Here is a 12529-nt window from a genome sequence, read left to right as displayed (position 1 = left end):
GTCAATCGGCTTGCAAATTTGACCCTTCATCGGCGTCCAATTTTGACCCCTTTCCGCGGCGGGGTTTGCTGGTAGCGCTCGTCTCGTCGGAGCTGGCCGGGATAGCGGAGGCGAGACGAGCGCGGGTGGCGTGATCGTCGTCTCGGCTTTTGAACCGCCAGCTATCGTTGCCGGTCTCGACGATGTCGCAGTGATGGGTCAATCGGTCGAGCAACGCTGTGGTCATTTTGGCGTCGCCGAACACGCTGGGCCATTCGCCGAATGCGAGATTGGTGGTCACGATGACGGAGGCGCGCTCATAGAGCCGGCTGACGAGGTGGAAGAGAAGCTGGCCACCGGACTGGGCGAAGGGCAAATAGCCGAGTTCGTCCAGCACGATGAAGTCCATCCGGGTCAGATGCTCGGCAAGCCGTCCCTGCCGTCCATTGCGGGTCTCGGTCTCGAGGCGGTTGACGAGGTCGACCACGTTGAAGAAGCGGCCGCGGGCACCAGATCGGATGCAGCTTCTTGCGATGGCAATGGCCAGGTGGGTTTTGCCTGTGCCGGTGCCGCCGACCAGCACGACGTTGCGCTGTTGGGCGACGAAGCCGCCGCCAGCAAGATCATTGACGAGCGTCTGATTGATCGGCGTGCCGTCGAACTGGAAGTCGGCAATGTCCTTGGCAAGCGGCAGCTTGGCAATGGTGAGCTGGTATTTGATAGATCTGGCTTGCTTCTCGTTGATCTCGGCGGAGAGTAGATCGCCAACGATGCGCTGGGGTTCATGCTGACGTTTGACGGCAGTTGCCATGATCTCGTCGAAGGCAGCCTTCATGCCATAGAGCTTGAGCTCGCCCATGAGGTCGAAGATTTGAGTTCGTTCCATCAGTTGGTCCTCCGAAGGTTGTCGTAGCGGGCACAATCGGCGATTGGTGCATGACGGAGCGTCAGGGCGGCTGGCGTCATGATGTTGGCCGGCGGGGCTGGCTCACGTTGACGGGCCAGGATGTTGAGCACCACATCGGCGGAATGAACGCTGTGACTGAGCGCTTCGGCACAGGCCGCTTCCACCGCAGGCAGACCGTCAGTCAGCACCGCGTTGAGGATGTCGACCATCTGCCGATTGCCATCGTCGATGCTGGCAAGCTTGCGCCGGATCCGCTCGATCGCGGCCGGCAGCACCCAGTCCTTGAAGGGAGCGCCGTTGCGTAAGGCGCCGGGGTTGCGGGCGAGCACCGGCACATAATGCCAAGGGTCGTAGACGGTATCGCCGCGGCCAAAGGATCGCTGATGCTCGGCAACGATACGTCCATCCTGGCGGATCACGATGCGATCGGCATAGGCTTGAACCTCGACCGGTCGTCCGACTGCACTGGCTGCGACCGAGTACTTGTTGTTGTCGAAGCGCACCAGGCAGGTCTTCGAGACCGACGCCGTCACCGCATGGAAGCCGTCAAATCGCCCTGCATAGGGAACGAGCCTAGGGCGTTCGACTTCGAACACGTCCCAGATCGTCTGATCGACCAGTTCCGGATGGCGATGAGCCTTGGCGTAGGTGATGCATTTGTCGAGCAGCCAGGCGTTTAACTCGTCGAGGTTTTTGAACCGCAGACGCGGCGTGAAGAAGCGTTCCCTGACCAGCCCGACCTGGTTCTCAACCTGCCCCTTCTCCCAGCCAGACGCCGGCGTGCAGGCGACTGGATCGACCAGATAGTGGCTGCACATCTGCAAAAACCGGCGATTGTAAAGACGCCCTTTACCGACGAAGATCGTCTCCACGGCGGTCTTCATGTTGTCGTAGATGCCGCGGGTGCAGGTGCCCTTGAACAGCGCGAACGCTCGGTCGTGGGCGTCGAACACCATCTCCTGCGTCTCTCGCGGATACGCCCGGGCAAATAGCATACGGCTGTGGCAGAGCCGGACGTGAGCAACCTTCACGACCACGGTGGTTCCGCTCAACAGCACCACCTCATGGCTCCAGTCGAACTGGTAGGCTTCGCCTGGCGCAAAACTCAGCGGGACATAGGCCGCCGCGGTCGATTGCCCGCGTTCCTTGCTCCACCGCCTGGCGTAACGTCGCACCGCATCGTAGCCGCCGTCATAGCCGCGACCGCGCAGCTCTTCGAAGATCCGGATCAATGTCAGCTGCTCACGAGCCGATTTAGCCGCGTTCGCCGCAAGCAGCCCGTCAAGTTCGACTGCCCATCGTCCGAGCTTTGGCCGCGGCTGCACTTGCCGCTCATACTCGAAGGAGGTCTCTCCCGACCTCAGCACCTTCCGAACCGTGTTCCGTGACACCTTCAGGTCACGGGCGATCTCCTTGATCGTCTTGCCCTTGATGAAGTGCTCGCGCCGAATCCGCGCAATCGTCTCCACGACCAGCATCCTCCACCACCTGCTTTGTTACGAAGCAGGCAGCGCAACAGACCAACCTGTAGGGGGGCAATTTTGGACGCCGATCCCCCGGCTTAGGGGGTCAATATTGCAAGCCGAATGACACCATCGAAGGCAGCTGTGACTTTCTTGGCGTGAACGGCTGGAAACGAGGATGGCAGAATCGTATCATCGGTCATGGCGGGCGTGGTTTAAGGTGATGGGGTGGCTTCGCAACCGAATCCTACGCCGCATCAGCGCTTTACACCACGCTCGCCAGCCCTCAGGCGCACTCTTACGAATAAGACGGGCTAGCGCTCCATCTCGCCCATAAGAATTTCATCTGAGACGTATCGTGGATTGGAAATGACAGTCCGCATTTCCGCATTCTTGCCCTCGTCCGCAAACCGGAATCCCTTCTTGTAGAAAAATGCTGAAGCTCCTTCATCTTGAGAGAGAAGGGATAGCTTGGAAAGGCCCGCGGACTGCCTAGTATGATCGGCGACTTCAATCATAGCCGTCCCGACCCCTTTGTACCTCGACCGGCCGAGATTTTCTATGCTGAGAATTCGCAAACTGTTGCGCCCCGGCGCCACGGTCATCGCTCCCACCTTATTGCGTTCATTGGCATCAGTAAACAAAGAAACACTTTGGGCGTTGCCAATATTGCTACTTACTCTGTGTAGGCGGACTGACACACCTGTCCTCTTGTCAAAAGCGGAAGACGCTGGTCCAGCAGCTAAAGCGGCCGTAAAAGCAGCACCATCTGCGCCAGAAGTGCCGGCCAGCGCATCGCGCTGCTGGTCCACACTTTGCCCGTCGGAGGGCCAGTTGTTGTAATTGGTTCTCATCACAACGAGCTACTATTTGGACGAGCTGACAGAAAGCTGACAAAGCCGACGCATGAGCCGGTCCTTTACGAATAAGACGGGCTAGACTGCCGCTGGGGGTCACTCCGATGGGTGAAGCCAAGCGCAGACTTGAGGAAATGAAGGTGGCACCTTGTCGTTGTCGATCGGGGCGACAATCGGCTTCCTGCTGTTTTGATGGTGTTCGATGGCACAAGCCGGCTTCAGGGCTTGACCTTCGATCCGGCTCGCCCAGTACGACACTTGAACGCTGTTACATGCAGGAGCTGGGAAATTGCGAAGCGCCAATCTCCGGCGAGCATCTGATCAGCGAGGCTGTGATCGAAATACTTCGCGGGGACGGTAATTTCACGGCCTCTGGACTGCCTTGGCTCGAAGCAGGCGAAACAAAGGCGCTGGCTCCAAAGAATCTCACCGCGAACTGCCTTTGTAGACGACACAACAGCGCGCTGTCGCCGTTGGATGCCGCTGCCAAGATATTCTTTGCCGGCCTCAGGGACTGCTTGGAATCGAGCGAAGCCGTCTTGCCGTACTTGCTGTCCGGTCATGATGTCGAACGCTGGCTGCTGAAGACGCTCAAAGCTAACGAAACGGCCGCAGCCCATATCGGCGGCAAAGCGCCAGAAAAAGGTGCCGAGACCACTGGTCGGGAAGTGAGAATTGCTGTTCGATTGGTGGATCGTGGCGAGCGAGTTCCTCGACCCGGGCCCGCACCCGCTGCAGCGCGGCTTCCGCCGCATGGCGCTCACCAGCAGTTCCGGCCCCCACGAACAACGCCTCGATCTTCCGAAGCTTCTCGCGCAGCTGCGACTCGCTGTTCATTCTGATCCCGTTGCCCGCTCCGAACCGGGATCACCCCATCACCGCGCCCCGGCGGCGTCAATCATCCCGACCGCGCTATCCAGAGCATTCCGCGCAAGTCAAGCCCGGGAACCGGTGATCCTGTCGTGACGCTCACGTACAAGCTGCGTTTGATGTAGGGCAGAAGCGACTGCCTTGGTCGTGAACGCGTCCGACCGGAATTTTCGCAACGATTTCGACAAGAGCTGGTCGATCGACGTTGCAAACAGCGAGCTTGAGTGAGCGCGCGGCCTTTTTGGCCGCCGCCGCCTGGCGCTCCGGAAACCGGCCGGCCTTCGGCTTGCCGGTCGCGTCGATCCCGTAAACGATGATTGCCGAGGCGGAGAGTGTCTTTTGGTTCGTGAGATTGGGCTTGGCCATTTTGCCCTCCTGAAAAGCCGAAGGGGCCCGATTTGGGCCCCTTTCTGAAACGGCGTTGTCGCTGGTCCTGCGGGATGCTCCCGGCAATGGCGGTCTTGTCATTGGACGACTCCTTTGCTGAAGACGAGAAGAGCGTTCAAACAATCTCGTCGTAAGTATAATAAAGCATATCATCCAAAAGCGCAATGATTGCAATAATTTAGCTGCAGAAAAATTGCGCTTAAATAGAAGATAATTACTGTAATTTCCGCGCTTTTTTGGCACAATTACTGTAAACAATACACGACGAAAGATCGCATGACTTGCGATCATCAATATTGTTGCCGTTGCAGACGTTCAAACCGTCAGCAGCGCAGTAACGCCAAAGAGCGTGCTGAACAAAGCGCGGAAAATCCGCCGGAAAATTACGATCAAACTGGCGCGCGTCGATCTGTGCCGAGACGCGCCGCAAGACCTCGGCGCAGCCGCCGTCTGCATAGCAACGGGGACCGTACGGATGAACCATGCCAAGTTGCTCCAAAATCCCGGTTCGGACCAGAAAGTTGTGAACCAGCCGATCCACGACGATCATGGCAATGCCAACTGCATACCAATCAGGACGGGCCTCGCGATCCGCCATCAAAACGGATGAAAGCGTCATCGTCAGAACCTTGTCCGAAACCCCAAAAACATGACGGGTCGGACCGACTAACCTGTCTTATTCGTAAGAGGCGCCCGAGAGGCTGGCGAGCGTGGTGTAAAGCGCTCATACGGCGTAGGATTCGGTTGTGAAGCCAACCCCATCACCTCCAACCGCGAACGCCACGCCCGCCATGACCGACGATACGATTCCGCCCTTCTCGTTTCCAGCCATTCACGCCAAGAAAGTCACAGCTGCCTTCGATGGTGGGCGCCTAACCTCGAACGGGGGCGTGATGCTTCTGGCGATGGCCGAGCGGCGTCTCGGCTTGGCCGACAATCTGGCCCGGGTGTTCCCGGATCGGCGCGATCCGACGCGGGTCGTGCACAGCCTTGTCGATATGAAGGAGGAGCTTGGACTTGATCACTTCGAAGGGCGATCATGGCAAGGTCTTCATCGCCACGCCCTTATGACAATGATTGCCTACGCCTTCCTGCAACATCGTCGCCTCGCATACGCGGGGCGGAAAAAAAAGAATCAACGGGCCTCCGCCTCAACCAACCATGCCCGCCGCACGCCATGCCATCGTCGATCTCATCCTTCGGCCGCCGCCTCAGCAATGCCCATATTGCCGAAAGCAAATCCTTGAAAAGCAGTGGCGCAAACGCATTCTGTTCGCGGTAGGGACACCCATCACTGGGCGCCCCCCGCGCAGATCCCGGCGAGCCCAATTAAGGCACCGGGCTCCTACCTCGGGTGTTTGACGGCGAAGCGCAGCTTCGGCCATGGATGAAGGATGCGAGCCTTGGGGAGCCAGTCATCGGTGATCTGCGTTATGCGATCCCAGGTCAGACAGGTCCGCTGACTGCGCCGCCGAAGCGTCCGCCTCCAGAGATCGGTCAGATAGAACCGAAACGCATTGAGCGCTCGGCCATTCGTCGGGACAGCAAAGTACGCAAAGTGGCCGGTCAAGACCTGCCTCAGCCATTTCCCTTGTGCAGGGATCGGCCAGTGCATTCGGCGCCTTAGCTCCTCCTTGATTTCGCGGAGTTTGGTTCGCAAGCGGTCGCTACGGGTCTTCCGTTGAAGCTGGAAGCGCCCTTGGCGTGATTTGCCGCAGATAAACGTGAACCCCATGAACGCAAAGGTTTCCGGCTTTCCGAGTCCGCGCTGCTTGCGTTGAGCCGCCGCATGGCGACCAAACTCAATCAGGCGGGTCTTGGCCGGATGGAGCGTCAGCTCGAACTCCTCCAGTCTCGCGCGCATCGCGTCAAGGAAACGACGTGCGTCATCCTCGCGCTCAAAGCCGACTACTACATCGTCCGCGTAACGCACGATGATCATGCCGCCGGAGACCTCGCGCTGTCGCCGGCGTTTGGCCCACAGGTCGAGAGCGTAGTGCAGGTAGATGTTGCCGAGAAGCGGTGAAATCACCGAACCTTGACCCGTTCCCCTGTCATCAGCGGCTACGACGCTGTCTTCGAGAACACCCCCGCCTTCAGCCATTTCTGAATGAGGCGGATGATGCGCTTGTCGCCGATCCTATGTTCCAAGAAGCGAACCAGCCAAGGTTGACTGACTGCGCCAAAGAAGTTTTGGATGTCGGCGTCAATGATCCAGTTCACGTTCCGCGTCTCGATCGCTGTGCAGAGCGCGTCCAACGCATCATGTGGTCCTCTGCCGGGCCGAAACCCGTAGGAAAAGCCACAGAAGTCTCCTTCGTAGATGGCGTTGAGCACGATGACGGTTGGCGCCCTGGACGATTTTGTCTTCGAGAGCCGCGATCGCTAACGGGCGCTGCTTGCCGTCTGCCTTTGGTATGTACGTCCGGCGAGACGGTTGCGGGCGATACGCTCCTCGTTGGACCCGTTTGTGCAGATCGGCGAGCCGGGGCTCGAGATCTTCCTCGTAGTCCTCCCACGTCATGCCATCCACTCCGGGAGCAGCCTTACGCCTGAGCGCAAAGAACGCCGCCCGCAGTGTATCGACATTGATGTGGTGAAAGAGCGCGGTGAACCGGTCCTTCTTCCTCAGCCTTGCGGCTGTCCGTACGCGGTCCAGCGACTGGGTCATGCGAGCCCGGCCCTGTGTCCGGTGCATGCGCTGCTGTTCCGCGTTTCCCTTGGTCCCCGGCCTTGGCTCCGCCCACTCCGCCGCCAGTAATCCGGCTTTGTTCGTTGGCTTCTCAGCTACTATGCCAGAGTCAGACTTCTCCGTGTCGTGCATCAGCGGCTACAGCTCCTCGCCTTCCCGCTGCGGACCATCTCCTCCGAGAAGGAAGATGGCCGACCCGGAGATATCCCGGTTCCCGTACAAGGAGCTTCCATACATGCCAGGGTCTACGACCACGCCGGGTTGGACGGGTGCTCGCGTTTGCGCACTCGCCCATATTGCCTTCCGCTCTTTGGACAGCGTCGGCTCCCGAGATAACACTGTTTCGCGGCTCAATGGCTGGCCTGCATGCTCCCCTACCGACGCTTCGCCGACACCCTCGCGGACGCCTGCGCACGGCTCGGGGCCGATGTGGTTCGCTACACCTTCATCGCAATGGACTTCCACCATCTATTCCTTGCCGGTCTCCCGGCGCACCCAAAGTAGTGATAGGGCTTCAATATCGCTGCGCGTGCGATTGTAGACGATGAGATGATGGCTAGCCTTTAGCAGGTTCCGCGCCATTGGCGCACCCATGTGGCCAAGCCCGATGAAGCCGAGGTCCATCGCAGGCATCGTCAACTAATCGATCGCCGAGCTGAAGGAGGCGAGTCTCAGAGGTCGAGAGTCGGCGATAGCGCTTGTCCTGGAGATCTCGCGCCAAGTCGCAAAGGCTCGTTCGCGCGAAGCTCGACGGAAGTCGGCCGTGACGGCTCCGGGATAGGGGATGTGGAAAAGGTTCGCGACCTGATCGTGAACTGACAGAAACCGTTGAGCCTGATGGGGACGATTTTAAACGCTTCATGATCCGCTCGCGTCGCCGCGTCGGCTGATGAGAATTCTCGGCCCGATTGTTGAGAGCTTTGTGCTGGCGATGTTCGACGTGAAAGCCCATCTTCGCCCTCGCAGCGCCGTACGAACGCAGCTTATCCGTGATCATCACGCGCGGCGGCGTGCCGGCGGATTTCAAGAGCTTCTTCATGAGCCGCTGGGCAGCGCGCGAGTCTCTCTTCGGCGCTGGATCAAGACGTCGAGAACGAAGCCATTCTGGTCGACAGCGCGCCAGAGCCAATGTTGTTCGCCCGCGATCGAGATAACGACCTCGTCCAGATGCCATTTGTCACCGCGGGTGGGAGCGCGCTCGACGGATCCGATCGGAGAACAGCTTGCCGAATTTCCGTCCCCCCTGGCGCACGGTTTCATAGGTCATGCCAATGCCACGCGCCGCCAGCATTTCCTTGACCAAGCGCAAGCTTAAGGGAAACCGGAAATACAACCACCGTTCATGATGAAGGATTTCGCACAAAACCCGAATGCGCAAGTGGCAGGACTGGCGATAGCAGGACCACTCCGAACACCGTCATCCATGGGCGGAGGTCAAAATCCATCCCTGCAACGAACCTGCTTGTCTTGTCATGCATTTCCCCTGTCGTGACATGCTTGTTGTCGGCCAAAATGCTACAGAGTTTACCTTCAGTCCACGGATGTGGCCGATCCACCGCGGTAGCGACGTCCGTCAAATTCCCATGTGACTTCGCCTGCTTCTAATCAGACGGGCGCAGCCAGAAACGCGTAGCCTTCACGAAGAAGGCCCATCGAATAGTCGCGGCCATGCTCCGGTTTGCGCTCTTCCCGGCAAATGGCGTATGCAATGTCGTATACGCGCCCGACTCTTTCTTCGCGGCGTCGGCAATAGGTCTTGAGCGCAGTCTCCAGATCGTCGTTGCGATTCAGTTCCTGGGCCAGAACCAGCGCATCCTCGATCGCCATTCCGCCGCCGGATGTCATTTGCGGCATCAACGAATGGGCAGCATCGCCGAGCAGCACGACACGGCCACGGTGCCAGGGGGCTGGCATCATCAAGACATCAAATGGGCGGTAGCTTATGTGCTTGTCTTCGCCGATCACCTTGGCAGCCGCGACCAGTTCGGGCGCCGTAAAGGGGGCGAGCAGGTTACGGAGATAGTCGCACACCCGATCTTGCGGAATACGAAGCTTTTCGTCCGTGCTTTCCAGGAAGAATAGATAGCACAATTCCTTCGATAGCGGCAGCGCGCCAACTACGCGGCCCGTCGGAAGGCGGTACAGGACGAAGCCATTCATCGCCTCGGTGCGAGAAACCGTATAACGCCATACCCCTTGGCCGGCGTAGTGCGGCTTGAACTCGTCGCCGAAGATGCTCTGGCGGATCTTGGAATAGACTCCATCCGCAGCGATCAGCAGATCGGCGCGATCTGTCTCGCCGTTCGATAGCTGAACCGTCACCCCTCGATCGTCCTGATCAATACGGGTGATCGTTGTGTTGAAATCGATTTTCGCGCCGCTCTTCGTCGCAAAGTCTTCCAGAATCTGTCCCAGACGTGGCCGCATGAGTCCCAGTGCGGCTGGACGATCAGCGTCCCAAATTCTTGGTGAGGACTGTTCGCTCAGAATCGTTCCCGCGCCATCGCGTACCGACACGGTATCCCAACCAAGGCCGCCTTCGAGGCAGGCATCCACCAATCCCAATTCGGCAAGTGCCCGCAAGGCATTCCCCAGCAGCGTGATACCGGTGCCGATCCGGTCACGCTTATCTCCCATCTCAATGACTCTGGTAGATACGCCTATCCGCTGAAGCGCATGGGCGACCGTCAAGCCGCCAATCCCGCCACCTACGATGAAAACCTTCTTCACCGCGCCCATTTCTCCTCCTCCACTTGTTGGTATCTTTTTTATTTCTTGGCGATCACCCCCCGGGGGCCGCCGCGTTCTATGAAAAGCATTGTATTCTGTAACCTACCAATCCTGCTCTCGCCGAGCACCACCAAGCGCAACACCGATCCCGCTTACATCCATTTCAATGACGTCGTCGGGCTCGATCCGCTCGTCCAAAGATCGGCACACGACTACCCATCGCGCGCTAGAGCGAGACCGCAATGTACTTTGGTTTCAAGGTATTCCTTGATGCCTTCGGTTCGAGCCTTCACGACCGAGGCCGCTTGCCTTGCTGCCACCGAAGGGCGCCGCCCGATCGGACGCAAGTCCTCTGTTCAGCGCGACCATGCCGCTCTGCATTTGCCCGGAAAGGCGCAAACCACGCTTCAGGTCCTCGGTGTAGACGTAGGAAATCGGCCCAAATTCGGTGTCGTTGGCCAACTTCACGGCGCGCGCCTCATCGTCGAAGGGTGTTCGCCGTCAGGACCTGTGAGACAAATTGAAGGATTTTGCGGAGGGAGGATTTCTGGTTCATCGTAGCCACCAGGAGCGAAGATGAAGCAGAAATCCGTACCGGGCAAAGTGCCGCAGAACAAGTTCTAAAAGACATTCTGCGACAAACCCGCCGGCATTATTCGTCGGAGGAGAAGATCCGCATTGTGCTGGAAGGATTGCGCGGCGAGGAAAATATCTCCGAGCTCTGTCGCCGCGAGGGCATTGCCGCCTCGATGTATTACGGCTGGTCCAAGGAGTTCCTCGAGGCCGGCAAGCGCCGCCTGGCGGGCGACACGGCACGAGCTGCGACCTCCGGCGAGGTGAAGGATCTCCGCCGGGAGACTGTTGCCCTGAAGGAGGCCGTAGCCGATCTGACCCTGGAGAACCGTCTGCTCAAAAATAGCATGAACGGGCTCTATAGGTGAATGCTCCGCATTCACCTGTCGGGTGAGAGAGGGGGAGGACGAGGCATGAGGTATCCCGCCTCTGAGAAGGCCGAGATCATCCAGCAGGTCGAGCAATCGCATCTTCCCGCCAAGCGCACGCTGGACAAGCTCGGTATCCCGCGCGCCACATTCTATCGCTGGTATGATCGCTACCGCGAGGGAGGCGTTGAAGCGCTGGCCGATCACCGGTCTCGACCAGACCGGGTCTGGAATCGCATCCCCGACGATGTGCGGGGTCAGATCATCGACCTGGCGTTGGAGTTGCCTGAGCTGTCGCCACGCGAGCTGGCCGTGCGGTTCACCGACGAACGAAAGTACTTTGTATCCGAGGCCTCGGTCTACCGGCTGCTGAAGGCAGAGCTGGCCCCGCAAATTCGGACAGTAGCTTGAGTGGATTTTCTGCCTGACAGCGGCGAGGATTCTTGCTGCGAATCAGGAGCGAAGATGACGAAGAAGAGCCGCCGGACGCATTCTCCGGCATTCAAGGCGAAGGTTGCTTTGGCTGCGGTCAAAGGCGACAAGACACTGGCGGAGCTGGCGCAACTGTTTGATGTTCATCCGAACCAGATCACGATCTGGAAAAACCAGCTCCTGGAAGGCGCCGCCGGCGTGTTTGGGCATGACAAGACATCGGCCGAGACGCCGGTCGATTTGAAGGCGTTACATGCCAAGATCGGCGAGCTGGCGTTGGAAAACGATTTTTTGTCCGGCGCGCTCACCAAGGCGGGCCTGCTGAGCGCAAAGCGATGATCGACCGCGGTCATGATCTTTCTATCGTGCGCCAGGCGAAGGTCCTGAAGCTGGCTCGCAGCACGGTCTACTATGAACCTCGGCCAGTTTCGGCCGAGGACCTTGCCTTGATGCGTCGGCTCGATGAGCTGCATCTCGATTATCCCTTCGCGGGAGCGCGTATGCTGCGATCGTTGCTGCGGCGGGAGGGCGTATACGCCGGTCGCCGCCACATCGCGACGCTGATGAAGCGCATGCGGATCGAGGCGGTCTATCGTCGCCCGAACACGAGCAAGCCGGCTCCGGGTCACAAGATCTACCCGTACCTGTTGCGCGGATTGAAGATCGAGCGGCCCGACCATGCGTGGGCAATGGACATCACCTACATTCCGATGCGGGTGGCTTCGTCTATCTCGCGGCGGTCGTCGATGTGTTCAGCCGACGGGTCCTGGCCCATCGCGTCTCGATCACAATGGAGGCGGCCTTCTGCGTCGAAGCGGTCCAGGAGGCGCTGGCGAAGCACGGCAGGCCCGAGATTTTCAACACGGATCAGGGCAGCCAGTTCACCAGCCTCGAGTTCACCGATGTGCTGCTGGACGCGAAGATCGCCATCAGCATGGACGGCAAGGGCGCCTGGCGCGACAACGTGTTTGTCGAGCGGCTCTGGCGCACGGTCAAATACGAAGAAGTTTATCTCCGCGCCTACGACAGCGTGTCCGAGGCGCTAGCGTCAATTGCCAAGTATCTGGCCTTCTACAATCAGGGACGCCCTCACTCGAGCCTTGACGGGCGCACGCCCGACGAGGCTTACTTCGGCACGCAAGCTATGGTGATGGCCGCATGACCGTCGCCGACGGTTTTGTCGTCGCTCTGGTCGGGCTACGCCCTCCCGACGCAACGACAAAACCGTAAAGCCTCGCGTTCAGCATAACCCGGCAGGAATCCACTTAAAT

General features: G+C 59.2%; 8 protein-coding genes and 7 pseudogenes. 4 read left to right on the top strand and 11 right to left on the bottom strand.

What is annotated here, in order from left to right:
- Position 1: 1 nt before the first annotated feature.
- From istB to XI02_RS04800, 6 genes and pseudogenes are all read right to left on the bottom strand, one after another.
- Positions 2-865: an IS21-like element helper ATPase IstB gene (gene istB, locus XI02_RS04825; RefSeq protein WP_011090918.1), complete on the bottom strand. Its 864-nt coding sequence runs from the start codon at positions 863-865 to the stop codon at positions 2-4.
- Positions 762-2364: pseudogene (gene istA / locus XI02_RS04820) on the bottom strand (IS21 family transposase). Before istA ends, istB begins: the two are co-directional and overlap by 104 nt.
- Before the next feature lie 299 nt (positions 2365-2663).
- On the bottom strand, positions 2664-3203 hold the full coding sequence (locus XI02_RS04815) for a GNAT family N-acetyltransferase (RefSeq protein WP_014498653.1): 540 nt from the start codon (positions 3201-3203) through the stop codon (positions 2664-2666).
- A gap of 600 nt (positions 3204-3803) precedes the next feature.
- Entirely contained in the window at positions 3804-4043 is a 240-nt protein-coding gene (locus XI02_RS04810) for a hypothetical protein (RefSeq protein ID WP_018269532.1), read from the bottom strand.
- 132 nt (positions 4044-4175) lie between these two features.
- On the bottom strand, positions 4176-4442 hold the full coding sequence (locus tag XI02_RS04805; RefSeq protein WP_014498652.1) for a hypothetical protein: 267 nt from the start codon (positions 4440-4442) through the stop codon (positions 4176-4178).
- 235 nt (positions 4443-4677) lie between these two features.
- Positions 4678-5082 (bottom strand): hypothetical protein, encoded by a 405-nt coding sequence (locus XI02_RS04800; RefSeq protein WP_011090921.1) that lies wholly within the window; start codon positions 5080-5082, stop codon positions 4678-4680.
- Between the two features lie 172 nt (positions 5083-5254).
- Here XI02_RS04800 and XI02_RS04795 point away from each other — a divergent pair.
- Both XI02_RS04795 and XI02_RS04790 read left to right on the top strand, forming a co-directional pair.
- Positions 5255-5464 (top strand): annotated as a pseudogene (locus XI02_RS04795) (transposase); the annotation flags it as partial.
- Positions 5462-5710, top strand: a pseudogene (locus tag XI02_RS04790) (IS701 family transposase); the annotation flags it as partial. The pseudogenes XI02_RS04795 and XI02_RS04790, both read left to right, overlap by 3 nt.
- A gap of 98 nt (positions 5711-5808) precedes the next feature.
- On the opposite strand, the pseudogene ltrA reads toward XI02_RS04790, so the two are convergent.
- From ltrA to XI02_RS04765, 5 genes and pseudogenes are all read right to left on the bottom strand, one after another.
- Positions 5809-7287: pseudogene (gene ltrA, locus XI02_RS04785) on the bottom strand (group II intron reverse transcriptase/maturase).
- A 336-nt stretch (positions 7288-7623) separates the two neighbouring features.
- Positions 7624-7779, bottom strand: a complete 156-nt coding sequence (locus XI02_RS46230) for an NAD(P)-binding domain-containing protein (RefSeq protein ID WP_018269530.1) — start codon at positions 7777-7779, stop codon at positions 7624-7626.
- A gap of 15 nt (positions 7780-7794) precedes the next feature.
- Positions 7795-8533 (bottom strand): annotated as a pseudogene (locus tag XI02_RS04775) (IS6 family transposase).
- 227 nt (positions 8534-8760) lie between these two features.
- Positions 8761-9894: an FAD-dependent oxidoreductase gene (locus tag XI02_RS04770; protein ID WP_011090930.1), complete on the bottom strand. Its 1134-nt coding sequence runs from the start codon at positions 9892-9894 to the stop codon at positions 8761-8763.
- Between the two features lie 246 nt (positions 9895-10140).
- On the bottom strand, positions 10141-10353 hold the full coding sequence (locus XI02_RS04765; protein WP_014498644.1) for an aldehyde dehydrogenase family protein: 213 nt from the start codon (positions 10351-10353) through the stop codon (positions 10141-10143).
- Between the two features lie 108 nt (positions 10354-10461).
- On the opposite strand from XI02_RS04765, the pseudogene XI02_RS04760 reads away from it, so the two are divergent.
- Together XI02_RS04760 and XI02_RS04755 are read left to right on the top strand one after the other, a co-directional pair.
- Positions 10462-11207: pseudogene (locus tag XI02_RS04760) on the top strand (helix-turn-helix domain-containing protein); the annotation flags it as partial.
- An 84-nt stretch (positions 11208-11291) separates the two neighbouring features.
- Positions 11292-12420 (top strand): annotated as a pseudogene (locus tag XI02_RS04755) (IS3-like element ISRj2 family transposase).
- Positions 12421-12529 lie beyond the last annotated feature (109 nt).

The sequence above is a fragment of the Bradyrhizobium sp. CCBAU 21365 genome (assembly GCF_015291305.1).
In the GTDB taxonomy this organism is placed as follows: domain Bacteria; phylum Pseudomonadota; class Alphaproteobacteria; order Rhizobiales; family Xanthobacteraceae; genus Bradyrhizobium; species Bradyrhizobium elkanii.
This window is presented reverse-complemented; position numbering and strand designations above follow the sequence as displayed.